Source organism: Brevibacterium daeguense (assembly GCF_021729135.1).
GTDB classification, from domain to species: domain Bacteria; phylum Actinomycetota; class Actinomycetes; order Actinomycetales; family Brevibacteriaceae; genus Brevibacterium; species Brevibacterium daeguense.
On the sequence record NZ_JAJTWW010000015.1, the window covers coordinates 126,455 to 151,969 of the forward strand.

The following is a 25,515-nucleotide window of genomic DNA, read 5'->3' on the forward strand; positions in this document are numbered from 1 at the left end:
CGTTCGTCGCTGTGCTCCGGCACGAGAGTGCGGAAGGGCCGGACGTCACGCTATCCACGCTGGTGAGGGCGGGTGCTGAATCAGTCATATTGAGCGGGAACATGACGGTGCGTGACTCCGGATGTCGGCGCCGGTCGGTCTGTGACGCGCGTCTCCTGATCGCCGATGTGCCGTTGCTAGCTTTCTGCTGACCCGAGGCGGTGCCCGCATGAGCGAATGTGCGGGCTCGCAGCACACATCGATTCAGGAGATCGCCTATGTCGCGCCCTGCACCCCAACGTCCAGCACCCCAGTACTCCCCTCCGTCGTCGCAGCCCACGGACAGCCGATTGCGGAAGTCCCGGCGCAAGCTCCTCCTGGGCTCCTCAGTCGGTCAGTTCGTCGAGTGGTACGACTTCCTCGTGTTCGCGACGCTGGCCACCCTGCTCGCCGCCAAGTTCTTTCCCCAGGACGATCCCTCGGCCGCGCTGCTCGGCGTCTTCGCGGTCTATGGGGCGGGCTTCCTTGCCCGTCCTCTCGGTGGAGTCTTCTTCGGTCGCTTCGGGGACAGGATCGGCCGTCGCAACGTCATGGCCATCACGATTCTGCTGATGGGTGCCGCCACCCTGCTGATCGGGCTGCTGCCCACCTACGAAGCCGCCGGACTCCTGGCCCCGCTGCTGCTGATGACGCTCCGGCTGATCCAGGGATTCTCCGCCGGGGGTGAAGCCTCGTCGATGGGGCCGCTCGTCGTCGAATCATCGCCGCTGTCCACCCGCGGGTTCTGGATCGCGATCGTCTTCGCCGCTTCGTACCTGCCGTCTGCGGTTTCGGGCTTCTTCGTCCTCGGACTGACCGAGGTGTTCGGCGAGGAGGCCTTCAACGCGTATGTGTGGCGTGTCCCGTTCATCGTCGGCGGAATCCTCGCTGTCGTCGGGCTCTTCATCCGACTGCGCGTTGAGGAGTCGGAGGACTTCCGCGAGGTCGCCGCTGCGGGAGGAATGTCGGAATCACCGCTGAGGGACACCACGACCGATCATGGCCGTGCGGTGGTGTTCGTCTGCCTCATCATCTCGGTGCTCGCCGTCGCAGGCTACACCGTTCACAGCTACATGTTCTCGTTCCTGTCCACCACAGTCGGCATGGAACGGGTGAGCGCGATGCTGAGCACCTCGATCTCCGTCGTCGCCGTTGTCGTGGCACTGCCGATCTGCGGTCGACTCAGCGACCGTGTCGGGAGGCGGCCGATGATGTATGCGGGCGCAGTGTTCCTGGCCGTGACCGCCGTCCCCGCTTACCTGCTCTGCACCACGGGCACCTTCTGGGGGGCTCTCGGCGGGCAGGTCCTCGTGTCGCTGGGCGTGTCGATCTTCGGTGGGGGCGCGTACGTCACCCTGTACGAGCTGTTCCCAACGTCCGTCAGATCGACCGGCATCGGCCTGTCCTACAACCTCGGCTATGCCATCTTCGGTGGAACGATGCCGTTCATCAGCCAGCTGCTGGTCAACACGACCGGTTCAGCAGTGTCACCGGCCTTCTACCTGGTCCTGGTCTGCGTGGTCGCGCTCTTCGTGGTCAGGCAAGTGCCTGAGACGCACGGCCAGGCGCTCAGCCAGTCGGCGTTCAACCAGTCGGCGTTCACTCGCGTGCCGGCCTGACCTTCCGACCGACCGCGAAAGTCCCAGGGTTCTGCTCTCCGAAACCTGGGACTTTCGCGTCTCGCAGGCGCGCGCGATCAGCCGGCCGGACACACCGCAATGAAGCGACTCGCAACCCGCCCGTGGGAGTGAGGGCAGCAGAATCACCACTACTGACATTCCGGGCGGCGGGCACAGGTAAGATCGATGCAGACTTCCCGCTCGGCACTCAGCGTTCCGCCGTTCGCGGGTCCCAAGACATTGCACCACCCCACTGAAGCCCCACCGATGATGAAAGCGTGATTCTTTGGCTCGTTCCCCCCGCAGACAGACGTCCCCGCCCGCCCTCGCCTCAGGAGGCCTGAGGATCACCCCGCTGGGTGGCCTGGGCGAGATCGGGCGCAACATGACCGTCTTCGAGCATGAGGGCAAGCTCCTCATCGTCGACTGCGGCGTGCTGTTCCCCGAAGAGCACCAGCCCGGCATCGATGTGATCCTGCCCGACTTCACCTCCATCCGGGATCGCCTCAAGGACGTGGTGGGCATTGTGCTCACGCACGGACACGAGGACCACATCGGCGGTGTTCCGTACCTGCTCAAGGAGCGGCCGGACATTCCGCTGATCGGCTCGCAGCTGACCCTGGCGTTCATCACGGCCAAGCTCACCGAGCACCGGATCACCCCCTCCACGGTGCACGTCGAGGCCGAGGACACCCACAAGGCCGGACCCTTCGAGCTGGAGTTCGTCGCGGTCAACCACTCGATCCCCGACAGCCTCGCCGTGGCGATCCGCACCCGCGCGGGCCTCGTGCTGCACACCGGCGACTTCAAGATGGACCAGTTCCCGCTGGACAACCGGATCACCGACCTGCGGCACTTCGCCCGGCTGGGCGAGGAGGGCGTCGACCTCTTCCTCACCGACTCCACCAACGCCGAGGTGCCCGGCTTCACCACCTCGGAACGTGAGCTCAACCCCGCGATCGAGAAGGTGTTCGCCACCGCTCCCAAGCGGATCATCGTCTCCAGCTTCGCCAGCCACGTCCACCGGATCCAGCAGGTGCTCGACGCCGCCCATGCCAGCGGTCGGAAGGTCGCGTTCGTGGGCCGCTCGATGGTGCGGAACATGGGCATCGCCCGGGAGCTGGGATATCTGAAGATCCCGCGCGGGCTGATCGTGAACTTCAAGAAGCTCCAGTCGATGCCCGACAACAAGATCGCGTTGGTGTGCACCGGCTCGCAGGGCGAACCGATGGCGGCACTGTCGCGGATGGCATCCGGGACCCACCAGATCAAGCTCGATCAGGGCGACACCGTGCTGATGGCCAGTTCGATGGTCCCCGGCAACGAGAACGCCATCTACGGGATCATCAACAAGTTCACCGACCTCGGGGTGCAGGTCGTGCACAAGGGCAACGCCAATGTCCACGTGTCCGGTCACGCCTCGGCAGGGGAGCTGGTGTACTGCTACAACATCGTGCGTCCCAAGCACGTGATGCCGGTGCACGGGGAGTCGAAGCATCTCCACGCCAACGCCGACCTCGCCGTGCAGACCGGCATCCCCCGCGAGCGCGTGCTCGTGGCCGCCGATGGGACCACCATCGACCTCGTCAACGGTCAGGCGAAGGTCTCCGGCAAGGTCGAGGCCGGGCTGGTCTACGTGGACGGCCACATGATCGGCAAGGTCACCGAGGAGACGCTCGTCGAGCGCAGGCTGCTCCAGGAGGGCGGCGCGGTGACGATCGTGGCGATCGTGGACCCCGACTCGAACACCCTGACCGAGCCGCTCGAGTTCATGACCAAGGGCTTCATCCAGGACCCGCAGATCTTCAAGGGCGCGGCGGAGAAGGTCAAGAGCGCGCTCGCCGCACCGAACGCGCAGAAGATCGACGACATCGACGAACTCGAGAAGCTCATCGTCGACACCGTGAGCCGCCACCTGGAGCGCGCCTACCGCAGGGCCCCGCTGATCACGGCCGTAGTCATCGACGCCTGATTCGCACGCACCGGACAGGGCGCCTGCAACCTGCCCCGAGCGGCCTGCCCTGGGCAGCCTGTCCTGAGCAGACTGTCCTGAGCAGACTGCGGTCACTCTTCGCTGGAACCAGCGCTCGAATCGACGAAGAGTGACCGCAATCCGGGAGCGAACCGGACAGGTCGCCAGCGGCTTGCGGAACGCGTGTGGGCGCGCGCCCGGGCCTACCTGAGCACCACGGTCCGGTTGCCGTTGAGGAAGACTCGCCCCTCGCAGTGCCACTTGACCGCGTTCGCCAGCGCCTTGCGCTCGGTGTCGCGGCCGGCAGCGGCGAGGTCGGCGGCGTCGAAAGTGTGGTCGACCTCCACCACCTGCTGCGCGATGATCGGGCCTTCGTCGAGCTCGGCGTTGACATAGTGGGCGGTCGCGCCGACCGTCTTCACGCCCTTCTCGTACGCCTGGTGGTAGGGGCGGGCGCCCTTGAAGCTCGGCAGGAACGAGTGGTGGATGTTGATGACCTGGCCCGCCATGTCCTCGACGAGCTGACTGCTGAGCACCTGCATGTACCGCGCGAGCACCACGAGCTCCACCTCGTAGCGCCCCAGCAGCGCCAGCAGCTCCGCCTCGGCCTGCGGCTTGCTGTCGGGGGTGACGGGAATGTGGTGGTACGGGATCCGGTGCCATTCGACGACGTCGCGGTGATCGTCGTGGTTGGACACCACGGCCACAACCTCGATCGGCAGCTCGTCCACGCGGGCGCGGAACATCAGGTCGTTGAGGCAGTGCTCGGACTTCGACACCATGAGCAGCACCCGCCGCTTCCGGTCCTTCGGGTCCACCGTGAGCTCCGCGTCGTACTGCTCGACCAGCGGCGCGAAAGCCTCGCGCAGCGCACGCGTCGACGCCGCCGCGCCGTCCTCACCCGCGAAGTGCACGCGCAGGAAGAAGCGCCGCGAGTTCCGGTCGCCGAACTGCTTGAGGTCGATGATCTCCTGGCGCTGCTGGACGAGCACCTCGGTGATCGCGTGCACGATGCCCAGTTTCTCGGGACAGGTGAAGGTCAGAATGTGCTCGGTGTGAAGAGCGTGCTCAGCGTGATCGGCCATGGGTCAGGCTCCTTCCGGCCTCGAGTTGAATTCTCGCACGGCGTCGAGGAGCCAGCGCGCCAGGAAATCCGCAAACGACGACCGCGGCAGCAGCCAGTACCTGTCCTCGTCCGTCCGCCACACGATGAGCTGGACCGGCCCCAGCAGCGTCGACACCGCCGTACCCACGGGGAAGGCGCGCGGGTGCAGGTCCACGTGACAGCCCTTCGCCAGCACCTGCCTGGACTTCGGCCCCGCCAGCTCGACGGTCGTGCGGTTCGCCGACAGCTCGACCACCGAACCCGGCGCCTCGCCCAACGCGGTGCCCAGCACCTCGGCCAGCGGCCGGTCCGGGTCGGTGACCGCGAGGAATTCGTCGGGTGCCAGCCAGATCAGCGCCGCTCCCGAGGCGCCCGCCGGCACGGGAGCCGTGCCCGTCACCTGCCCGACCGCCCGGGGGAGGGGGAGACCGGCTGCCGCCTCGATCGCGCGCGCCCCTGCAGATCCCGGCTGCACCCGGATCCCGACCATCGTCAGGAACGGGACCTCGCGGATCTGCACTCCTGCAGCAGTTCCGGCAGCAGTTCCTGCAGCTGTCCCGACCGCGCCGTCGGTGATTCCGGCCGCGCGTTCGGTTCGCGCGAGCGCCTCGGCCAGGTGGGCGAGCGGGCTGCGGCGCAGGTCGCGGGGATTCCGGCGCTGCGCAGGGACGTTGGCGCGCCGTTCGTCCTGGGCACTCCCCGAGGACTCCTCCCCATCGCGCCGTGCTCCCTCCGGGTCGTAGAGCACGGGTTCGGCGACGACCACCTCGGCGAGCCGCCCGTCGTGGTACGCCTGCAGCGTCTCGCCGATCCGTGCCCGGCCGTTCTTCACCAGCGCCAGGCCGAAGGCCCTTCCGAGCGCGGCGCTGCGATAGGCGGAGGTGACATGGCCTTCCATCGGAACCGGTGCGGGCCGCGTCATCCCTGAACCGGCGCCCGGGGTGATCGATCCGGCCCCCGGAGCCGCATCAGCCGCACCCGCGGTGATCGGACCGGCAGCCTGCGTCCCTGATCTCGCTCCCGGGGTCACCGGCGTCCCGGCCGCGATCAGCTGTGCCCCCTCGGCGAGCTCGAAGGACCGGTCGACCGGGAGCACGGCCACCAGCTGCTTGCGGTCCCCGCGCAGGTTGTCCGCACGGGAGTAGGAGCGCTTGCCGATGAAGTCCTTCTTCGTGGACACGATCCACTCCATCCCGGCGTCCTGCGGGGTGACGGTGCCATCCGTGTCCTGCCCGACGATGATGAAGCCCTTCTCCGCGCGGAGCACGTGCATGGTCTCCGTGCCGTAGGGGGTGATGTCGAACTGGGCGCCCGCCTGGGCGATCGCCTCCCACAGCGCTAGGCCATTCCACGCCTCGACGTTGATCTCGAAGGCCAGCTCGCCGGAGAACGAGATCCGGCACACCCGAGCCGGGATGCCGCCTGCGAGCACCGTGTCCGCGATCGCCATGAAGGGGAACGCCTCCCGGGACACGTCGAGCTCCGGCGCCAGCGCGGCGACCACGTCACGGGACCTGGGCCCGGCGACGGCGACGGTGGCGTACTGCTCCGTGACCGAGGTGCACACGACATCGAGGTCGGGCCATTCGGTCTGCAGCCATTCCTCCATCCAGTCGAGCACCGTGGCGGCATTGCCGGTCGTCGTGGTGGCGAGGAAGTGGTCCTCGGCCAGCCGAATCACGGTGCCGTCGTCGAAGATCATGCCGTCGGGCGTGCACATGACCCCGTAGCGGGCCATGCCGACTCGCAGCTTCGAGTAGCCGTTGGTGTAGATCCTGCCCAGGAATTCGGCGGCGTCCCTGCCGCGGATGTCGATCTTGCCCAGCGTGGTCGCGTCCATGAACCCCACCGAGGTGCGCACCGCGGCGCACTCGCGCAGCACGGCAGCCGCCATGTCCTCGCCCGGGCGCGGGAAGTACCAGGGGCGCTTCCACTGGCCGACGTCCTCGAACACCGCGCCGTGCTCCACGTGCCAGGAGTGGATCGGGGTCAGGCGGGCCGGGTCGAACAGCTCCCCGCGCCTGCGCCCGGCCAGCGCCGCGAAGGACACGGGCGCGGTTGGGGCGCGGAACGTGGTGGTGCCGATGGCGCCCAGGTCCAGGCTGTCGAGCCCCTGCTCGTCCGCGCCGGTGAGGGCCGCGGCGACGACCCCGACGGCGGTGAGCCCACTGGTCCTGCCCTGGTCGTGGGCGGTGCCGATCGAGGTGTAGCGCTTGACGTGCTCCACGCTGCGCATCCCCGCCCCGGTCGCCCGCAGCACGTCGGCGACCGACTGATCCCGCTGCAGATCGACGAAGTGGTTGCGCCACGCGTCGTGATCGCGCCGATCACCCTGATCGCGCCAGGCATCGGGGTTGCGCCACCCGTCGTGATCGCGCCGATCACCCTGATCGCGCCGGCCTTCCTGATTGCTCCCGGCGTCGCGACGGTGCCGGTCAACGCGACTCGGCCTGGCGTCCGGCTGGTCCGACTCGCCGCGCACCAGCCACAGGGGCCGGATCCGGGCGCGAGCGTCGGGGTCGGCGGAGTAGGGAGGCGGGGCCAGGGGAGTGTGGGCGGGCGCCTCGGCGGCGATGATCGCATCGAGATCGCCGACCTCGACGCCGAGGCGGAACCCGGCCGCCGCTGCCGCCTCGGCTCCCGCGCGGGTGCCGGCGGACAGCGCCTCGCCCAGGTCGTGGCTGCCCGTGACCGCGCCGGCGAGGTGCTGGTCGCGCACCGGCTCCGCGGGGACGAACGCGGCCTGCTGCCCGTCCCAGGCGAGCCCACCACGCTGGCTGTGCAGGTGAGCGGCCGGACTCCAACCGCCGGAGACCGCGAGCAGGTCGACGTCGAGTTCCTCCAGGCCGGTCGCCGCGCCCGAGGCGTCCGCCGGCATCGCCTGCTCGTCCAGCGGGCGGACGGTGACCCCGCTGATCCGGCCCGAGGCGTCCGCGCGGGTGTCGGTGACGGCGCTGCCGGTGATCACCCGGACTCCGGTCCGCAGCGCGACGGCGGCGGCAGCGGGCGAGAGCTCCGGTCGCGAGTCGACGACGGCGACCACCTCGATCCCGGCGGCATCAAGGTCTGCGACCAGGTCGTACGCGGAGTCGTTCGTCGTGGTCACCGCGATCTGGCGGCCCGCGGCGACCCCGTAGCGGTTGAGGTACGTGCGCACCGCGCCGGCGAGCATGACGCCCGGCCGGTCGTTGTTCTCGAACACGATCGGGCGCTCCTGCGCGCCGGTCGCCAGCACCACCTGCTGGGCCCGCACGTGCCACACCCGCTCCCGCGACACTCCCGCGGGCGCCGGTGCGCCGAGGTGGTCGGCGCGCCGCTCGACGACCACCAGGTAGTTCGCGTCGTAGCTGCCGAGCACCGTGGTCCGCGGCAGGTACGTCGACTCCTCGGCGGCGAGGAACTCGGCATGCGCCTGGGCGATCCAGTCGGGCGCCGGCTTGCCGTCGATGCGCTCCTCGCGGGTGCTCAGGAGACTGCCGCCGGGCTCGGGCTGGTCGTCCATGAGGATGACGCGCGCGCCGGTGCGGGCTGCCGTATGTGCGGCGGCCAGGCCCGCCGGCCCGGCGCCGACCACGAGGACGTCGGTGTGGACATGAACGTGGTCGTAGTCCGCCCCGTCATCCCGTGGGTCGAGGCGGCCCAGCCCGGACAGCCACTGCGCCTGCAGCCCGTCGGTGAGTTCGACGGCGGTCGCGGGCAGCATCGACTCGTCGACGTGGCCGGGGCGGCGGGCGGTGATGTGCACGAGCGCGTTCGGCTCGTCGGCCCCGGCGGCGAAGATGCCCCGCGGGCGGGACCGGTAGATCGAGTCCCCGCAGCGGATCCGCCCGTGGGCCAGCAGCGCCGAGGCGAGCGTGTCGCCGGGGTGACCGGTGAGGGTCTCGCTGTCCTCCGTGCCGTCGCCCAGCCGGAATTCGAGGACGGTGCCGCGGTCGATCCGGGCGGTGGGCGCAAGATCCGGTGGCAGCCGGTGCGACTGCTCGGACGGCTGCTGGTCGTGCTGCGGCTGCTGGGGGTGGTCACGCCGCGGCTGCCGGTCACGCCCCGGCTGCCGGGGCCGGGACAGAACGCTGTCCGGCTCACTGTCGAACTCGGAGCTCATCGATTCCCTCCTTCCCCGGTGGGCGTGCTCGACGATGTGGGTGCCGGCGCCTCGGCGGAGTGGGGGCGAGCGCCCGTGTGGGAGCCGGACGGCGCCTCGGCGGAGTGGTGCAGAGCGCCCGGCCGGGAGTCCGCCGGCGCCTCGGGCCTCGGAGCGTCGATCGGGTAGACGGCGGCGAACTCGTAGATGGCGGTGTCGCGGACGGCATTGAACCACTTGCGGCAGCCGGCCGTGTGGAGCCAGCGCTCGGCGAAGCGGCCGCGGGGGTTGTCCCGGTAGAAGAGGTACTCGGCCCAGTCGCGGTCGCTGAGCGCCGACGGGTCGGCGGGGTAGGGGACGTGGGCCTGGCCGCCGTTGCGGAACTCGATCTCGTCGCGCGGCCCGCAGTACGGGCACTCGATCAGCAGCAAGGTGAGTCCTTCCTTGGGCACAGGCCCTTCCGTGGGTGCCGGCCCGTACCCGGGCGCTTGATGACGGTCAGCAGCATGGGGAGTCCTTCAGTGGGCGACGGCGGCGGCGCCGTGCTCGTCGATGAGGTGGCCGGTCTCGAACCGGTCGAGCGTGAACGGGGCGTTGAGCGGGTGGGCCTGGCCGGTGGCGATGGTGTGGGCGAAGGTGCAGCCGGCCGCCGGCGTCCCCTTGAAGCCGCCGGTGCCCCAGCCGCAGTTGACGTAGAGCCCCTCGACGGGCGTGGGGCTGATGATCGGGGAGGCGTCGAGGGTGACGTCGACGACCCCGCCCCACGTGCGCAGCACATGGGCGCGCGCGAAGATCGGGAACAGCTCGACCGCGGCGGCCATCTGCTCCTCGATGACGTGGAAGCTGCCGCGCTGGCCGAAGCCGTTGTAGCCGTCGACCCCGGCCCCCATCACGAGCTCGCCCTTGTGCGCCTGCGACACGTAGACGTGCACGTGATTGGACATCACGACGATCGGATGGACGGGCTCGAACAGCTCGGAGACCAGCGCCTGCAGGGGGCGGGACTGGATCGGCAGCCGCACGCCGGCCCGCTGCGCCAGGTCCCAGCTGCTGCCTGCGACGGCCATGCCCACGGTCCCGGTGCTGATGCGGCCGAGCGCGGTCTCCACGCCGACGACCCGGCCGCCGCTGCCGTCGCCGACGGGCCTGCTGCCGTCACCGCGCGGGTGCTCGCTGTCGCCGCCGACGGTGAGGATGTCGTAGACCTCGCAGTTCTGGATGAGGTCCACGCCCATCTCGTCGCACCGGCGGGCCAGCGCCCAGGCGACGTGATCATGCTTGGCGATGCCGCCTCGGGCCTGGTAAGTCGCCCCGAGCACGGGGTAGCGCAGGTCCGTGCTCGTGTTGATGATCGGGCAGGCCTCCTTGACCTGGTCGGGGGTGAGCCATTCGGCGTCGACGCCGTTGAGGACGTTCGCGTTGACCCGGCGCCTGCCGTCGCGGACCTCCTGCAGCGTGTGGGCGAGGTTGAGCACTCCGCGCTGGGAGAAGAGGAAGTCGTAGTCGAGTTCGGCGGGCAGCTCCTCCCACAGCCTGAGCGCGAACTCGTAGATCCCGGCCGATTCGTCCCACAGGTAGTTGGAGCGGATGATCGCGGTGTTGCGGGCCATGTTGCCGCCCGCCAGCCACCCGCGCTCGAGGACCGCGATGTTCGTGAGGCCATGATCCTTGGCGAGGTAGTAGGCGGTCGCCAGCCCGTGCCCGCCCGCACCGATGATGACGGCGTCGTAGGAGGACTTGGGCTCGGGATTGCGCCACAGGAAGTCGGGGTGTTCGGGAAGCGGCTGGGCCATGTGCGTTCTCCTTCGAAGCACGAGGTCCCGCGATTCTTTCATGCGGCGCGGACTCGAGCAATCGGTCCGGACTCGAGCAATCGGCTCAGCCGAGCCTGGTCGCCGCCAGGGCGCCGATCGACGACAAGGTGCCCTGTTGGTATAGGTTCGTAAACTATCTTGACATCAAGATAGTTTGGGGTTAGAGTAGGAGGAGTTAGGGCAACCTCAGTTGCATCCTCGCAGGGAACGTGCAGGCGATCATGTGACACAGGTTGAACAACCGGCCATAGCCGCCCGAGGCGCTGCGCCAACGCGCGAGCTCCACCGAAGGTTTCCCGAACCAGCTGACCACTCAAGAACTCTCGAAAGGAGATTCTGATTTGACTGCCACCATGAGAATGGCTGACACCACCGATCGTGCCCACGACGTTTCATTCAACTTCATTCCCCGTGCCTATCGTCCGGCCAAGCCGCGCTCGATCGGCCTGACCGAGATCCGCGCACCCCACTACTTCGCCTACGGCCCGCGGCACATGCAGGACGTGTTCGACGTGGCCGGCCAGTGGGTCGACGGGATCAAATGGGCGGGCGGCTCGTTCTCGCTCATGCCCCAGGAGCAGATCAAGAAGATCAACGACATCGCCCACGACAACGGCGCGTACGTGTCCTCGGGCGGCTGGATCGAGACGGTCCTGCGCTTCGGTGAGGACGCCGTCGACAAATACCTCGAGGAGGCCAAGGAGGTCGGCTTCGACACCATCGAGATCTCGACCGGCTTCATCGCCATTCCGACCTCGGGACTGCTGCGCCTGGTCGAGCGGGTGAAGGAGGCCGGCCTCAAGGCCAAGCCGGAGCTCGGCATCCAGATCGGCTCCGGGGGCGACTCCGCCGAATCCGAGCTCGCCGCCGAGGACAAGAAGGACGTCGGAGACCTCATCGAGCGCGCCAAGGCCACCCTGGACGCAGGTGCCGACATCGTGATGATCGAGTCGGAGGGAATCACCGAGAACGTCTCCGAATGGAACACCTCGGCCGCCGCCGAGATCATCAACGGGGTTGGACTGGAGAACGTGATGTTCGAAGCCTCCGACCCGCTGGTGTTCGAGTGGTATCTCAAGAACTACGGCAACGAGGTGAACCTCTTCGTCGACCACTCCCAGATCCTGCAGCTGGAGGGCATGCGCCAGAACATCTGGGGCAACAAGGGATCCTGGGGCCGGATCATCAACCCTCACTTCGGCTGAGTCTCCGACTGACCTTCTTTCCCGAGCCCGCCCGGCATCGTGCGACTTTTTCACGACAGTCCGACCGAGCAAGCTTGCACAGTGCAGAAGAACTCGCACCGTGCGACTGCGGCAGGCTCGAGCAGCGCGTCCGGAAGGCGAGGAAGCCGGATTTCGGTCATCCGAGGCGGGTGCGGCACAGCGCCGCACCCGCCTCAGTGGGCTCTGCGTCCCGTGGATGCTTCGGGTAGGAGAGCCGGGGCGTTAGAATCGTTGAAAATGACAGCACCGCAGGCCGGAACAAGATGCCCCGTGCGGCGGACAATGGCTGTGAATGGCTGGAGAGATGACGGCTGAACGTTGAGAGGAAGCAGACGGTGCCCAAAGTTCGAAACGTCCTCGCAACGCTCGGGTCGTTGAAGGAGGCCAACCGCGCTCGCGCGCTGTTTGACGATTCCTCGCGCAAATTCGCTGACGAGCAGGCCTTCCCTCCAGCCGACGTCCGCCCCGAGCCCACGGACGCGACCAGCCTGCTGATCCGGGTGCTCGTGGGATCGGAAGGCGCCGGCGCCTCGGCGGCCATGAGCGAGGGTGACATCTTCGCCCTCCTGCACGTCCCCGCGAACCGCAGCGGCGCCTTCGTCCTCGTCTTCAATCCCAGAACCGAGGTGGAGCGGAGCGCCACGCTCGGCGGGCTGGCCGAGGAAGCCGGATGGCCGGTCTACGTCGCCGTCGTCGAGGAGTTCCTCGGCCACCGCGTCGACCACGTGATGGCGCTGGACTTCGCTGCGCTGGAAGCCGTGATCGACCAGGTAGGGCCGGTGCCGGTCTACAGCCGGTCCGCTTTCGCGGCGGCAGGGCGACAGTACGTGGAGGGGACCAACCAGCTCGACGGCGGTTCCGCTCGCCTCTTCACCGCGGCGGACCCCATCGACGACGCCGGACAGACGCGCACCCGGAATCAGCGGGCGCTGCTGCGAGCTCTCGTCTCCGGGCTGAACTTCGGCAAGCTGGCCAAGACCCCTGCCGAGCTGTTCTCGATCCTCAGCCATGTCGCCGCCGGCGCGTGGACCGACGCCCAGCTGACCACCGGCAGCCTGCTGAGCATCGCCGCCGGGATGCGCGGGATCTCGCAGAACGACATCATCACCGTCACCGTGCCCGCGAAGTCACAGCGAGAAGAGGACGGGCGGGTGTCCGTGAAGTTCGACGAGGAAGCCGTCCCCGCGCTGCGGTCGGCGCTCCGCGGGCCGGATGCGGCGACGTACGTCCGCGAGATCGCGAAGCTCGGGTACTGACAGCACCTGGCTGTGCCGGTCAACGCGGCGGGCGGCGCGCCGGTCAAACTCGATGTGCGGCGGACCGGTCAACACGGCTGGCCGATCAACTCAGCTTGCGGTGCGCCGGTTAACTCAGCTGGCGGCGCTGTTGGTGGTTGCCGGCACAACAAATCCCCGCCTCCGCTGTCGGCGGAGACGGGGAGTGCAGATGATCAGCGCTTGCGCAGTCTGGCCAGCATCTCGCGGGCCTTCTGCTGATTCCGCGGCTTGGACGCCTCGCGCTGGATGGTGCGCAGCGCTCTGTTCGCTGCCTTGCCCTTCATGAAGTTGCTCAGGAATCCCATATTCACCTCTGTTTTCGCCGGAGGGTCTCACTATCCCACGGCGCCTTGAAAAGACCCTGGATCCCAGCCGATGGAACGCCCTGCTGCCGGCCAGCAGGAGTCCGGCGCCTCGGCGGAAGACGCCGGAGCCCCGGCGGAGTACGCTGGATGCCCCGGAACGAGGACGAGCGAGGATGCGATGTCCCACCCCATCATGTTCGAGGATGACAATCCCCACTTGGCCGAGGTGCGCAGACTGTGCCTGGCCCTGCCCCAGGCGGTCGAGAAGATCTCGCACGGGCGGCCCGCGTTCTTCACCCGGAAGATGTTCGCGGTCTTCGGCGGATCCGTGAAGGGCGACCACAGTTCTGACCGCTACGCGGACTCGCTCCTGTTCGTTCCCGAGCCCGAGGAGCGACCGGCGCTGGAGCAGGACTCGCGATTCTTCCTGCCCGCCTATCTGGGAGCGTGGGGGTGGCTGGGACTGGACTTCCGCGACTCGGAGGTCGACTGGCAGGAGGTCGCCGAGCTCGTCGAGAGCTCGTTCCGGCAGACCGCCCCACGCGAGCTGGTCGCTGAACTCGACGCGCAGCTCGGTGGGTAGTCGCGACTCGGGGGCTCCTCGTGGTGCGCCTGGACATGCGTGCCGGCTGTTTCCCCGACGGCGCCTCGGCATGCCTGCCGGCGGTGTCCCCGACGGCGACTTGGAGCACACCGAACGCGGATAGTCGTTTCAGGTCTCCTCGCTAAGGTGAGGCCATGAGTCGAACCCAGAATCTCCCTGCGTCGCCGACCGCGCCCACGCCCCCGGAGGCCAAGCGGATCGCGCACGAGCGCACCCACCACGGTCACACCTTCGTCGACCACTACGAGTGGATGCGCGACAAGGAATCCCCGGCCGTGATCGCGCACCTGGAGGCGGAGAACGCCTACACCGAGCACCGGACCAATCACCTGGCGGGCCTGCGCGAGGACATCTTCAACGAGATCCGCACGCGCGTGAAGGAGACCGACCTGTCCGTGCCGGTGCGGCGCGGGAAGTGGTGGTACTTCTCCCGGACCACCGAGGGCAAGGACTACGCCACCCGCTGCCGAGTGCCCGTGGCCGGTCCCGACGACTGGACGCCGCCGGCCATCGACGGCGAAGGCCGGCTGCCGGACGAGCAGGTGGTGCTCGATTCCAACGTCGAGGCGGAGGGCCACGAGTTCTTCGCCCTCGGCTCCTTCTCCCTGTCCCCGGACGGGACGCGCCTGGCCTGGGCGGCGGACACCTCGGGCGAAGAGCGCTACACCCTGCGCGTGCGCGACCTGCAGACGGGGGAGGACCTCGCCGACGAGATCCCCAACACCTTCGCCGGCGCGTGCTTCGACGTCAGCGGCGACTATGTCTTCTACACCACCGTCGACGAGGCGTGGCGGCCCGACAAGGTGTGGCGCCACCGGATCGGCACCGAGGTCACCGAGGACGAGTGCGTGTTCTCCGAGGAGGACGACCGCTACTTCGTCGGCGTGGGCGTCAGCCGTTCGGAGCGCTACATCTTCTTCGTCACGGCCTCGAAGATCACCACCGCCTACTGGTTCATCGACGCACTCGACCCCACCGGCACGCCGCAGGTCGTCTGGCGCCGTGTCGAAGGCGTGGAGTACTCGGTCGACCACGCGATCGTGTCCGGCGAGGACCGGTTCGTCATCGTGCACAACCGGAACCGCCCCGACTTCGAGATCTCTGATGTGCCGGTCAGCGACCCCGAATCCGAGGGTCGCGAGGTGCTTCCCGACGTCGCGGGCAGGCGGATCGAGGACGTCGACGCCTTCCGCGGCCGGCTGGTCGTGAGCTACCGGGAGGGCGGCTTCGCGCGGGTGGGCGTCATCGGGGTCTCCGACGAGGTTCCCGAGGAGCTGTCCCTGAATTCGATCCATGCTGACGGCATGACCGGTGGAATGCATCACGGCACCGGCGATCTGGTGGCGGAGGGCCGATACGGCGCTCCCGTGCCGACCGGTGTCGTTCCCGAGGCGCCCGCCGGCGGGGGTGCGGGGGCCCGCGGCAGGGGTGCCGAGGCGCGCGGCGGCGGGGGAGCGGATGCGCCGGCTGGAATCGTTCCCGAGGAGGACCTGGCGGGGGTGGACCCGGTCGGGGGAGCCGCCGAGGCGGACCTCACAGCCGAGGCCGAGAGATCCAAGATCGAGGGTCGAGTGCGCACGGGCTTCCCCCGCAACCCCTTCTCCGCGCTCACGGAGGTCACGGCGGACGAGCCGATCGGCACCATGGGCCTGGCGGGCAACCCGGAGTGGGAGCAGCCCCGCATCCGCATGGTCTACACGTCGATGGTCACCCCCACGGAGGTGTTCGACTACGACCTGGACACCGGTGAGCGCACTCTCCTCAAACGGCAGCCGGTGCTGGGCGGAGTGGATGTCAGCGCGTACGAACAGGACCTCGTGTGGGCGACCGCGGAGGACGGGACCCGGATCCCGGTGTCGCTCGTATGGCGGACCGACGCTGTGCCTGCTGGGACCCCCGCGCCCACGCTGCTCTACGGCTACGGCTCCTATGAGGCGAGCATGGACCCGTACTTCTCGGTCGCCCGGCTGTCGCTGCTCGACCGCGGCGTGGTCTGGGCGGTCGCGCACGTCCGCGGCGGCGGAGAGATGGGCCGGCACTGGTACGAAGAGGGCAAGACCCTGCACAAGGTGAACACCTTCACGGACTTCGTCGCCGTTGCCGACCATCTCATCGCCGAAGGCCGCACCGCGCGGGAGAAGCTCGTGGCGATGGGCGGTTCGGCGGGTGGCCTGCTCATGGGTGCAGTCGCGAATCTCGCGCCCGACAGGTTCGCCGGGATCAGCGCCAACGTCCCCTTCGTGGATGCGCTCACCTCGATCCTCATGCCGGAGCTTCCGCTGACCGTCATCGAATGGGACGAGTGGGGCGACCCCCTGCACGATCCCGAGGTGTACCGGTACATGCGCCAGTACTCGCCGTACGAGAACGTCCGCGAGCAGGACTATCCGCGGATCCTCGCGATCACCTCGCTGAATGACACCCGCGTGCTGTACGTCGAGCCGGCCAAGTGGGTTGCCCGACTGCGCGAGGTGGGAGCTGACGCACTGCTGAAGACGGAGATGTCGGCGGGACACGGCGGCGCCTCGGGCCGGTACGACTCGTGGCGGGAGACCGCCTTCGAGTTCGCCTGGATCCTGGACGTGCTGGGGCTCGCCGAGGTGATGACTGAGGTCTGAGCCGAGGCGATGGCGGGTCTACGGCTTCGCGGGCGAGCGGGTTGGTGCGCTGCGGCTCCGCGGGCCAGTCGTCGCCCCTGACCGGCAACCTTCCTTGCTTTGAGGTGCTGAAGCGGTAACGTGAAGCAAGCGGCCCGGCAGGAGGGTCCGGCTGTGCCGAGCGGGGCGTGCGCCCATCGGCCGGTCTGCCGAGATGACTCAAGGAGCCAACCATGCTCACGCGACTGCACGATCTGCTGAGGCTGCGAACCTCGCCTGCGGTGTTCTTCGGATCGGCGGGGGTGATAATCCTCTTCGTCATCGCCACCATCGCCTTCACGGAACCGCTCGATCGTGCTGTCGGTGCCGCCTCGGACTGGCTGATCACCAACCTCGGCTGGTTCTACATCCTCGGCGTCACGCTGTTCCTGGGCTTCCTGATCTTCATCGCGATCGGCCGCTTCGGCCGGGTGAGGCTCGGTCCGGACGACCAGGCGCCGGAGCACTCCGGTCCCGCATGGTTCGCGATGCTCTTCGCCGCCGGCATCGGCAGCATCCTGATGTTCTGGGGTGTCGCCGAACCGATCAGCCACTTCGGCGACCCGCCCCGCGGACCTTCGCTGGGCATCGAGGCCGGCACTCCAGCAGCCGCGGCGGACGCCATGAACTTCACCTACTACCACTTCACCTTCCACACCTGGACGATCTTCACCCTGCCGGCCCTGTGCTTCGCCTACTTCATCCACAAGCGCAACCTGCCGCCGCGCGTCAGCTCGATCTTCCAGCCCATCCTCGGCCAGCGAATCCATGGCCCGATCGGCAAGTTCATCGACATCGTCTCGATCGTCGGCACCGTGTTCGGTGTGGCCGTCTCGGTCGGGCTGGGAACCCTGCAGATCAACGGTGGGCTGGCGCAGCTGTTCGGCATCCCGGAGACCGCCCTCTGGCAGCTCATCATCATCACGGTGGTGTGCGGGATCGCGATGATCTCGGTGGCGCTCGGGCTCGACAAGGGCATCAAGGTGCTGTCGAACATCAACATCTGGATGGCGGTCGCGCTGCTGGCCTTCGTGCTCGTGACCGGCTCCACGCTGTTCGTGCTCAAGGGCACCATCGAGTCCTTCGGCCGCTACCTGATGAACCTGCCGCAGCTCGCATTCTGGAACGACACCTTCGCCAACACCGGCTGGCAGGACGGCTGGACGGTGTTCTACTGGGCCTGGACGATCACCTGGTCGCCGTTCGTCGGCATCTTCATCGCCCGCATTTCGAAGGGCCGCACCATCCGCCAGTTCGTGTCCGGCGTCCTCGCAGTGCCGGCCGGATTCTCCGTCATCTGGTTCGGCATCTTCGGCATGTCCTCCTTCGACATCGAACTCAACGGCGAGGGCGGCCTGGTCGAGCGCGTGGTGGACGACGGCGACATCCCCGGCGCGCTGTTCGCCTTCCTCGAGTACTACCCGGCGTCGTTCTTCGTCTCGATCGTCGCGATCGTGCTCGTCATCATCTTCTTCGTCACCTCGGTCGACTCCGCGGCATTGGTCACCGACACCATGGCCAATGGCCACGAGGACTTCAACCCGCTGGGACAGCGCGTGTTCTGGGCGATCGCGATCGGCCTCATCACCGCGACCCTGCTGGTGTTCTCCGGCACCGGCGGGCTCGAAGCGCTGGAGTCGACGATCATCCTCGTCGGGCTGCCGTTCTTCGTCATGGGCTACTTCCAGATGTATGCGATGTACCGCGCCCTGCGCGAGGACGCCGGCGAGATGCCGGCCATCCGGACACGGACCTGGAAGAGGGTGCTTCCGCCGGAGGAGTACGAACGGCGGGAGCATGAGGACGAGCACGACACCACCGACTTCGTCGTCGAGCCCGAGGCGGTCGACGAGGCTCCCGTGATGCGCGATCCCTACGAGGAGCCGAAGGCGGTCAAGCGGCAGAAGGTCGGCCGGGAGGGCACGCTGCCGGCCCGCACCCAGTCCGCGAGGAAGACCTATGGCCGGGGGTCGGACATCGACTCCCGTTCCGAGGAGTGAGCCGCCGAGGCGCCCCGCACCGAGAGAGGGATGCTGTCAGAACGGGAAGACGGCGTTCGCGGGACCGACCTGGATGATGTGCCACAGGTAGTTCGGCAGGAAGAAGCTGACGAAGAACAGCGTTGCCGCCGCGACCATGCCGATGTCCCTGCTGTTGGTCTGCAGCGCGACCCACCCGCTGCGCCCCGAGCTCGCGCCGTTCTTCCGGATGTCGGACGAGTCCCACAGGCGGGAGAGGGAGAGGGGGACGGTGATGCAGGCAGCGAACACGAGCAGCGCGATCCCGCTGAAGAAGGTCATGCCTGCCGGCACCTGCCACCGGGCAGCGCCGCCGACGAGGTAGCCGGCCACGATTCCGAGCACGGACAGCCCGGCCCCGATCCCCGCCGACCACCTGCCGTACTTGACGGCGACGCGGCGAATCGACGGCCAGAAGGGGAAGTCCCGCGGGTCGTCGAACTTGCCGCGACGGGCCGCATAGCTCCCGTTGAGGGCGGGCCGAGGCGGGGGCACGTGCGCCGTGTCGACCTCGGTCCCCTGCCGCGCTTGCGAGCGGGCGAGGATCTCGTCGACGAACGGGTCGCCCTGATTCCGCGTGAGGCTGCGGGAGAGCACGCGGCCGGTCGGGCGGACGACATTCCGTGCCAGCACCCGACCGGTGTCGTGGCGCGGCTCGGAGCCTGATTCGAGCGCTTCGACATAGGCCCGGGTTGGCGCATATCTGGACATCGAGGCTCCTCTCAGACCTGCTCGGCACTGCAGTTCACGATCACTCCACGTCGAAATATAACGGAATTTCCGACAATGGAGGCCCCGGATTGCCAGGCCCGGCAAGGGGGCTTGCTGGAAGTCCCGCGTGCTGTCGCGCGACTCGCCGTACGGCCGAATTCACACCGCGGACGGCGAGTCGCCGGCGGCGGTCGGGCATCCGATCAGGGGTTGCCCGTGAGTCGCCTGCCGCATGGGCGCACCCCGGTCAGGGGCATGCCTGCAGACGGTCGGTGGAGCACTCCAACGAAAACGGCTCACCCGAAGCAGCCGAGCCGCGAAGGCTCAGCCCAGAACGCCGAACCAGCTCAGCCGAACCAGCTCAGCCGAAGAACTTCGGCAGCGTCGCCTCGTGCGTCTCCCGCAGTTCCGACACCGGGATCGTGAAGTGGTCGACCAGCTCGAGCTCGGGCTGCTCCTCGCCGACGTCGGTCATGCCGATCCGGGCGAAGGGGAAGCGGCGCGCCGTGCACATGTCCTTGAACCGGACCTCCTCCGACCGCGGCACCGCCACGATCGCGCGGGCGGTCGACTCGGAGAACAGGGCAGTGAACAGGTCGATGCCGTCGCGCTCGCGGACCTCGTCCAGCCACACGCGGGCGCCCACGCCGTAGCGCAGGCACGCCTCGGCCAGCGCTTGGGCCAGCCCGCCCTCGGAGAGGTCGTGGGCGGCGTCGATCATGCCGTCGCGCGAGCAGTTGATGAGGATGTCGGCCAGCTCCTTCTCGACGGCCGGCTTGAACTCCGGCGGCACCCCGCCGAGGTGCTTGTGGGCGACGTCGGCCCACGCGGAGCCGTCGAACTCCTCGGCGGTGGTGCCGAGCAGGTAGATCGTCTGGCCCGGATCCTTCCAGCCGGACGGGGTGCGCCGGGCGACATCGTCGAACACGCCGAGCACCCCGACCACCGGGGTGGGATGGATGGCCACGCCGCCGGTCTGGTTGTACAGCGACACATTGCCGCCGGTGACCGGGATGCCCAGCTCCTTGCAGCCGGCCGCCAGACCTTCGACGGCTTGGGCGAACTGCCACATGATCTCCGGGTCCTCGGGGGAGCCGAAGTTCAGGCAGTCGGTGACCGCCATCGGACGGGCGCCGGTGGTCGCGACGTTGCGGTGCGCCTCGGCGAGTGCCAGCTGCGCGCCGACGGCCGGATCGAGGTAGCAGTAGCGGCCGTTGGCGTCGGTCGCCAGCGCGATCCCCAGGCCGGTCTCCTCGTCGACCCGGACCACGCCGGCGTCATCCGGGTAGGCCAGCGCGGTGTTGCCCTGGACGTAGCGGTCGTACTGGTCGGTGACCCACTTCTTCGAGGCGAGGTTGGGCGAGCCCAGCAGGTCGAGCAGGGTGGAGCGCAGCTCCTCGTCGGTCTCCGGCTTCGCCAGTCCGGCGGCGTCGACGGTGTTCGCCCGCGTCTGCGCGGTCCAGGACGGCTCGTGGTAGGGACGCTCGTAGACGGGGCCGTCGTGGGCGACCGAGCGCGGCGGCACGTCGACGATGACGTCGCCATGCCATTCGATGATGAGCCGACCGGTGTCGGTGACCTCGCCGAGCACGGAGGTCTCGACCTCCCACCTGTCGGTGATCTCGAGGAACTTCTCGAGCTTCTCCGGGGTCACGATCGCCATCATCCGCTCCTGCGACTCCGACATCAGGATCTCCTCCGGAGTCAGCGAAGGATCGCGCAGCAGCACGTCGTCGAGCGCGATGTGCATGCCGCCGTCGCCGTTGGAGGCGAGTTCGGAGGTGGCGCACGAGATGCCGGCCGCGCCCAGGTCCTGGATGCCCTCGATGAGGTCAGCGGCGAACAGCTCCAGGCAGCACTCGATGAGGACCTTCTCCGCGAAGGGGTCGCCCACCTGCACGGCCGGGCGCTTGGAGGGCTTGGTGTCGTCGAAGGACTCCGAGGCGAGGATCGAGGCGCCGCCGATCCCGTCGCCGCCGGTGCGCGCCCCGAACAGCACGACCTTGTTGCCAATTCCCGAGGCGTTGGCCAGTCGGATGTCCTCGTGCCGCATCACGCCGACGGCCAGCGCATTGACCAGGGGGTTGGCCTGATAGGACGCGTCGAAGACGACTTCGCCGCCGATGTTGGGCAGGCCGAGCGAGTTGCCGTAGCCGCCGATCCCGGCGACCACGCCGTGCACCACGCGCTCGGTGTCGGGATGCTCGATGGCGCCGAAGCGCAGCTGGTCCATCACCGCGACAGGGCGGGCGCCCATGGAGATGATGTCGCGGACGATGCCGCCCACACCGGTGGCCGCGCCCTGGTAGGGCTCGACATAGGAGGGGTGGTTGTGGCTCTCGACCTTGAAGGTCACGGCCCAGTTGTCGCCGATGTCGACCACGCCGGCGTTCTCGCCCATGCCGACCAGCAGGTTCTTCTTCATGTCCTCGGTGACCTGCTCGCCGAACTTGCGCAGGTGGACCTTCGAGGACTTGTAGGAGCAGTGCTCGGACCACATGACGGAGTACATCGCCAACTCTGCCGAGGTGGGGCGCCGGTCCAGGATCTCCTTGATGCTCTCGTACTCGTTCTCCCTCAGGCCGAGCTCGGCGTAGGGCTGTTCCACATCAGGGTTGGCGGCCGCGAATTCGACGGTCTCCTTGACCTTCTTCTCGGCCGCCTGTGCCGGCTGCGTGTTCGTCATGATCCTGCGAGGGTCCTTTCGTGATGACAGCGCAACCCACATTCTACGCCCGAGGCGGTTTCCCGGCTCCCAGCCTGCGGGCGCCTTCCCGGCGCGGCCGTGGACGCCCGTCCGGTTCGGCTGCGGACGCCTTCCCGGCGCGGTCGGGGACGCCTGCTCGGTTCGGCTGGGAGCGGGCAGAGCGGCCGGGGCGCGGGCAGAGCTGGGCCGAGTGGCGCCTCGGGAGCGCTCCCGGACCGGGGGCTGGTCGGGAGCCTGCGGAGCAGAGATCATAGCGTCATGGACTGGCAGGCGATCGCGGCGATCATCACGGGGCTCGGTGTCATCGCTTCCTTCATCACGACCTGGTGGGCGCTCCGGCACGACCGGATGATCGCCGAGAGTCAGGCCGAGCGCGCCGAGGCGGCCGCCCGCCTCAACGAGAAGTACACGCAGCGGATCGTCGACGCGCTGGAGGCCATCGCCCAGACCCCGAAGCCGATGGGAGCCCTCGGCGGCGGGGGGAGGGTGCGCTGGTCGCTCGACGGTGAATCGGGCGACGCCTTCCGGCTGGCGAACACCGGCACCACAACCGCCTTCGACGTCTCCGTCGCCGGTCATGAGTCGCTGATCGGGCCGGACGACATCCGCGGTGGACCGCATCTGCGGCCCGGCGACGCGCTCACCTTCAGTGCCGCCCGGACACCGACCACCGCCGACAGCACGATCACGGTGAGCTGGGCAGACTTCGCCGGCGCTCCGGACCGGAGCATGTGGCAGTACCCGCTGCCGCCCGCACAGCGGTAACGTCGGAAGCCACGGGCCGCTGTGTGAGCGCCGATCGCCGCCGCTGTGAGCAGTCGCCGGCGGTCACCCGGCGGCATCCATCGCCGGCGTCAGCCGCCGGCCCCCACTGTCGTCAGCCGCCGCCGTCTGAAGGGAAGTCCGTGGAACTGTTCTCGCACCAGGAATTCGATCATCACGAGCAGGTGATGTTCTGCCATGACCGGGAGACCGGGCTGCGCGGCATCATCGCCATCCACAGCACCGCGCTCGGTCCGGCCGCGGGCGGATGCCGTATGTACCCGTACGCCTCCGAGCAGGATGCGCTCACCGACGTGCTGCGCCTGTCCCGCGGCATGAGCTACAAGAACGCGATCGCCGGACTGCCCCTGGGCGGGGGCAAGTGCGTGATCATCGCCGACCCGGCCCGCGCGGACAAGCCGGAGCTGCTGCGCGCGTTCTCGAAGCACGTCCAGGCCCTGGGCGGACGCTACTGGACCGCCATCGACGTGGGCGTCGGACCCGAGGACGCCGACATCCTCGCCGAGAACTGCGACTACGTCTTCGCCCGGGCCAGCCAGTTCCCCGAAGGCGTGACCGCCTCGCAGTTCACGGCGCTGGGCGCGTTCACCTCGCTGCGGGCCGGCGTCGAACACGTGTGGAACCGCAGCGACCTCACCGGGCTGCGGGTGGCCGTGCAGGGGGTGGGCGGCACGGGCCGCGAGCTGTGCCGCCTGCTGCACGAGGCCGGTGCCGAGCTCGTCGTCGCCGATGTCCAGCAGGACGCGGTGCGCTTCGCCGTCGAGTCCTACGGCGCCGAGGCGGTGGACCCGGACCGGATCCACGCGCAGGACGTCGACGTGTTCGCACCGTGCGCGCTGGGCGCCGTCATCAACGACGACACGATCGACGAGATCAGGGTCAGGCTCGTCAGCGGGATCGCCAACAACCAGCTCGCCGCGCCCGAGCACGGGAAGATCCTCAAGGACCGAGGCATCACGTACGTCCCCGACTTCGTCGCCAATGCCGGCGGCGTCATGGGATCGGCGACGATGATCTACTCCGAACCCTCGCTGGAGGCCTCGCGGGAGAGCGTGCTCACCCTGCACGACACGGTCGCGACGATCCTCGCGCAGGCCGCGCGGGAGGACCGCGCGACGTTCGAGGTGGCCGAGCAGATCGCAGGGGAACGGATCGCCGCGGCGGGGCGGTGAGGCTCCTGCGCCGCCGCCCGAGGTCGTGCACCAGGGCGGGAGAGTGGCGAGGGCTACCTGCCAAGCCCTCGACTCGACACAGCCCTGCAATGCGCTATGGTTGAAATATCAACTTAATTGCCCGTTGAACCACTTCGAGAAGGAGTCATATGACCTCGATCGCCATCGTCACCTCCAGCGTCCGCCCCAACCGCGTCGGTCTCGACGTCGCCAACTGGGTGAAGTCGGTCGCCAACCAGCGCGGCGACGCCGCCTATGAGGTCGTCGACATCGCCGACTTCAACCTCCCCCTCTGGGACGGAGCACCCGGCGCCGAGGCGCCCAACGAGGAAGGCAGAGCGTTCACCGCCAAGATGGCTGAGTTCGACGGCTACGTGTTCGTGGTCGCCGAGTACAACCACTCGATCACCGGCGCCTTCAAGAACGCGCTCGACTACCTGCAGCCCGAGCTGCACAACAAGGCCGCCGGCTTCGTCTCCTACGGGTCCGCCATGGGCGCCCGCGCTGTGGAGCACCTGCGCAACATCCTGTCCGAGGCCCAGGTGGCCCACGTGCGCAACGCGGCCCTGCTCTCCCTGTTCACCGACTTCGAGAACTTCTCGGTCGTCAAGCCCAGCGAGCCGGCAGCCGCCTCGGTGCCTCCGATGCTCGATCAGCTCATCGTCTGGACCAAGGCCATGGAGGCCGTGCGCGCCGGTCAGTTCGCCCCGGTGGGCGCAGCCGTCTGAGGAGTTCTCCTCACCTGAGGCGTCTCTTGAGCGAAGCAGAACCCGTCGCATCTTCGGATGCGGCGGGTTCTGTGCTGTTCCCTCGGTCAGGATTGCGGGCTGTTCCCTCGGTCAGGATTGCGGGCTGTTCCCTCGGTCAGGACTGTGGGCGCTCGAGATTGTGCGCGCGCAGCTGACCGCGCGCCATCACCTTGCCCGTAGCCTCGTCCGAGATCACGATGAGCCACAGCTGCTGAGTCCGCCCCTGCTGGATCGCCTCGGCGGTGACCCGCGCCCTGCCGGAGTCGAACGGGCGGAAGAAGTCGGTCGAGTTGTTCAGGCCCACTGCGTACTGCCCGCGGTCGGCGACCGCGTATCCGGCGCCCATGCTGCCGACCGATTCGACGATGGAGCAGTAGACACCGCCGTGAACGGTGCCGAAGGGGGTGTGCTGCTCCGGCCCGAGGTCGACGTAGCCGTTCAGGTGGGTCGCGGAGATCTCCTCGATGATGATCTCTGGCGTGGTGATCGATTTCATCGTCCTCGTTGCGAACTCTGACGGGGAAGTGGTGGCGTCGGCCATCGGTGTCCTCTCTGTACCGGCTTCATCGGCGGATCCGCGAGCACGCGGAATTTCAGCACGCGGAATTTCACAGCGTGCTCGACCGCGATCTCAGTCAAGCACATCATGACGGGGCATCGCCGTCCGCCGCTGCAGAAGAATCTCTGTCGGCCACGGATCAAACCGCGCGCCGCAGGA

Annotated in this window: 18 protein-coding genes; 10 read left to right on the forward strand and 8 right to left on the reverse strand. The window is 68.4% G+C overall.

The window, feature by feature from the left end; all coding sequences use genetic code 11:
• The first annotated feature begins 257 nt into the window (after positions 1-257).
• Positions 258-1,637 (forward strand): MFS transporter, encoded by a 1,380-nt coding sequence (locus LXN01_RS12295; protein WP_236865570.1) that lies wholly within the window; start codon positions 258-260, stop codon positions 1,635-1,637.
• A gap of 385 nt (positions 1,638-2,022) precedes the next feature.
• On the forward strand, positions 2,023-3,609 hold the full coding sequence (locus LXN01_RS12300; protein WP_236865680.1) for a ribonuclease J: 1,587 nt from the start codon (positions 2,023-2,025) through the stop codon (positions 3,607-3,609).
• Positions 3,610-3,812: 203 nt separating this feature from the next.
• Here the strand turns inward: LXN01_RS12300 and purU are convergent, their stop codons facing one another.
• The 4 genes from purU to LXN01_RS12320 all read right to left on the reverse strand — a co-directional run bounded on the left by purU (position 3,813) and on the right by LXN01_RS12320 (position 10,588).
• Complete coding sequence (purU, locus tag LXN01_RS12305; protein ID WP_236865571.1) at positions 3,813-4,694, reverse strand: formyltetrahydrofolate deformylase; 882 nt, start codon at positions 4,692-4,694, stop codon at positions 3,813-3,815.
• 3 nt (positions 4,695-4,697) lie between these two features.
• The gene (locus tag LXN01_RS12310) at positions 4,698-8,816 is read right to left on the reverse strand and encodes a sarcosine oxidase subunit gamma family protein (protein ID WP_236865573.1); all 4,119 of its coding nucleotides are present in this window, start codon (positions 8,814-8,816) and stop codon (positions 4,698-4,700) included.
• Positions 8,813-9,226, reverse strand: coding sequence for a sarcosine oxidase subunit delta (locus tag LXN01_RS12315; RefSeq protein WP_236865574.1), 414 nt, complete (start codon positions 9,224-9,226; stop codon positions 8,813-8,815). The genes LXN01_RS12310 and LXN01_RS12315 overlap by 4 nt, the downstream gene beginning before the upstream one ends.
• A gap of 87 nt (positions 9,227-9,313) precedes the next feature.
• Positions 9,314-10,588, reverse strand: a complete 1,275-nt coding sequence (locus LXN01_RS12320; protein WP_236865575.1) for a sarcosine oxidase subunit beta family protein — start codon at positions 10,586-10,588, stop codon at positions 9,314-9,316.
• Positions 10,589-10,962: 374 nt separating this feature from the next.
• On the opposite strand from LXN01_RS12320, the gene LXN01_RS12325 reads away from it, so the two are divergent.
• Positions 10,963-11,814: a phosphosulfolactate synthase gene (locus tag LXN01_RS12325; protein ID WP_236865576.1), complete on the forward strand. Its 852-nt coding sequence runs from the start codon at positions 10,963-10,965 to the stop codon at positions 11,812-11,814.
• 356 nt (positions 11,815-12,170) lie between these two features.
• Positions 12,171-13,091, forward strand: a complete 921-nt coding sequence (locus tag LXN01_RS12330) for an LCP family protein (protein WP_236865577.1) — start codon at positions 12,171-12,173, stop codon at positions 13,089-13,091.
• A 194-nt stretch (positions 13,092-13,285) separates the two neighbouring features.
• Here the strand turns inward: LXN01_RS12330 and LXN01_RS16200 are convergent, their stop codons facing one another.
• Positions 13,286-13,417, reverse strand: a complete 132-nt coding sequence (locus LXN01_RS16200; RefSeq protein ID WP_272902442.1) for a hypothetical protein — start codon at positions 13,415-13,417, stop codon at positions 13,286-13,288.
• Between the two features lie 70 nt (positions 13,418-13,487).
• Here LXN01_RS16200 and LXN01_RS12335 point away from each other — a divergent pair, with 70 nt between their 5' ends.
• The 3 genes from LXN01_RS12335 (at position 13,488) to LXN01_RS12345 (ending at position 18,657) form a co-directional block, all read left to right on the forward strand.
• Complete coding sequence (locus LXN01_RS12335) at positions 13,488-14,000, forward strand: MmcQ/YjbR family DNA-binding protein (RefSeq protein WP_236865578.1); 513 nt, start codon at positions 13,488-13,490, stop codon at positions 13,998-14,000.
• Between the two features lie 155 nt (positions 14,001-14,155).
• On the forward strand, positions 14,156-16,639 hold the full coding sequence (locus LXN01_RS12340) for a S9 family peptidase (protein WP_236865580.1): 2,484 nt from the start codon (positions 14,156-14,158) through the stop codon (positions 16,637-16,639).
• Between the two features lie 212 nt (positions 16,640-16,851).
• Positions 16,852-18,657 (forward strand): BCCT family transporter, encoded by a 1,806-nt coding sequence (locus LXN01_RS12345; RefSeq protein WP_236865582.1) that lies wholly within the window; start codon positions 16,852-16,854, stop codon positions 18,655-18,657.
• 36 nt (positions 18,658-18,693) lie between these two features.
• Here LXN01_RS12345 and LXN01_RS12350 read toward each other — a convergent pair whose 3' ends face one another.
• Together LXN01_RS12350 and purL are read right to left on the reverse strand one after the other, a co-directional pair.
• The gene (locus LXN01_RS12350; RefSeq protein WP_236865584.1) at positions 18,694-19,386 is read right to left on the reverse strand and encodes a hypothetical protein; all 693 of its coding nucleotides are present in this window, start codon (positions 19,384-19,386) and stop codon (positions 18,694-18,696) included.
• 361 nt (positions 19,387-19,747) lie between these two features.
• A complete protein-coding gene (gene purL / locus LXN01_RS12355) occupies positions 19,748-22,072 on the reverse strand; it encodes a phosphoribosylformylglycinamidine synthase subunit PurL (RefSeq protein ID WP_236865586.1) in 2,325 nt (774 codons plus the stop codon).
• Between the two features lie 279 nt (positions 22,073-22,351).
• Here purL and LXN01_RS12360 point away from each other — a divergent pair, with 279 nt between their 5' ends.
• From LXN01_RS12360 to LXN01_RS12370, 3 genes are all read left to right on the forward strand, one after another.
• The gene (locus LXN01_RS12360; protein ID WP_236865587.1) at positions 22,352-22,858 is read left to right on the forward strand and encodes a hypothetical protein; all 507 of its coding nucleotides are present in this window, start codon (positions 22,352-22,354) and stop codon (positions 22,856-22,858) included.
• Between the two features lie 140 nt (positions 22,859-22,998).
• Positions 22,999-24,048, forward strand: coding sequence for a Glu/Leu/Phe/Val dehydrogenase dimerization domain-containing protein (locus tag LXN01_RS12365; RefSeq protein ID WP_236865590.1), 1,050 nt, complete (start codon positions 22,999-23,001; stop codon positions 24,046-24,048).
• A 149-nt stretch (positions 24,049-24,197) separates the two neighbouring features.
• Positions 24,198-24,776, forward strand: a complete 579-nt coding sequence (locus tag LXN01_RS12370; protein WP_236865592.1) for an NADPH-dependent FMN reductase — start codon at positions 24,198-24,200, stop codon at positions 24,774-24,776.
• Between the two features lie 136 nt (positions 24,777-24,912).
• On the opposite strand, the gene LXN01_RS12375 is transcribed toward LXN01_RS12370, so the two are convergent.
• Entirely contained in the window at positions 24,913-25,293 is a 381-nt protein-coding gene (locus LXN01_RS12375) for a PaaI family thioesterase (RefSeq protein ID WP_236865603.1), read from the reverse strand.
• Positions 25,294-25,515: the final 222 nt, after the last annotated feature.

What these genes read in the sequence shown, in the direction of transcription:
- LXN01_RS12295 (WP_236865570.1), top strand. Translation starts at nt 258, where the DNA reads ATGTCGCGCCCTGCACCCCAACGTCCAGCACCCCAGTACTCCCCTCCG.
- LXN01_RS12300 (WP_236865680.1), top strand. Translation starts at nt 2,023, where the DNA reads ATGACCGTCTTCGAGCATGAGGGCAAGCTCCTCATCGTCGACTGCGGC.
- purU (WP_236865571.1), bottom strand. Translation starts at nt 4,694, where the DNA reads ATGGCCGATCACGCTGAGCACGCTCTTCACACCGAGCACATTCTGACC.
- LXN01_RS12310 (WP_236865573.1), bottom strand. Translation starts at nt 8,816, where the DNA reads ATGAGCTCCGAGTTCGACAGTGAGCCGGACAGCGTTCTGTCCCGGCCC.
- LXN01_RS12320 (WP_236865575.1), bottom strand. Translation starts at nt 10,588, where the DNA reads ATGGCCCAGCCGCTTCCCGAACACCCCGACTTCCTGTGGCGCAATCCC.
- LXN01_RS12325 (WP_236865576.1), top strand. Translation starts at nt 10,963, where the DNA reads ATGAGAATGGCTGACACCACCGATCGTGCCCACGACGTTTCATTCAAC.
- LXN01_RS16200 (WP_272902442.1), bottom strand. Translation starts at nt 13,417, where the DNA reads ATGGGATTCCTGAGCAACTTCATGAAGGGCAAGGCAGCGAACAGAGCG.
- LXN01_RS12335 (WP_236865578.1), top strand. Translation starts at nt 13,488, where the DNA reads ATGGAACGCCCTGCTGCCGGCCAGCAGGAGTCCGGCGCCTCGGCGGAA.
- LXN01_RS12340 (WP_236865580.1), top strand. Translation starts at nt 14,156, where the DNA reads ATGAGTCGAACCCAGAATCTCCCTGCGTCGCCGACCGCGCCCACGCCC.
- LXN01_RS12345 (WP_236865582.1), top strand. Translation starts at nt 16,852, where the DNA reads ATGCTCACGCGACTGCACGATCTGCTGAGGCTGCGAACCTCGCCTGCG.
- LXN01_RS12350 (WP_236865584.1), bottom strand. Translation starts at nt 19,386, where the DNA reads ATGTCCAGATATGCGCCAACCCGGGCCTATGTCGAAGCGCTCGAATCA.
- purL (WP_236865586.1), bottom strand. Translation starts at nt 22,072, where the DNA reads ATGACGAACACGCAGCCGGCACAGGCGGCCGAGAAGAAGGTCAAGGAG.
- LXN01_RS12360 (WP_236865587.1), top strand. Translation starts at nt 22,352, where the DNA reads ATGGACTGGCAGGCGATCGCGGCGATCATCACGGGGCTCGGTGTCATC.
- LXN01_RS12370 (WP_236865592.1), top strand. Translation starts at nt 24,198, where the DNA reads ATGACCTCGATCGCCATCGTCACCTCCAGCGTCCGCCCCAACCGCGTC.
- LXN01_RS12375 (WP_236865603.1), bottom strand. Translation starts at nt 25,293, where the DNA reads ATGAAATCGATCACCACGCCAGAGATCATCATCGAGGAGATCTCCGCG.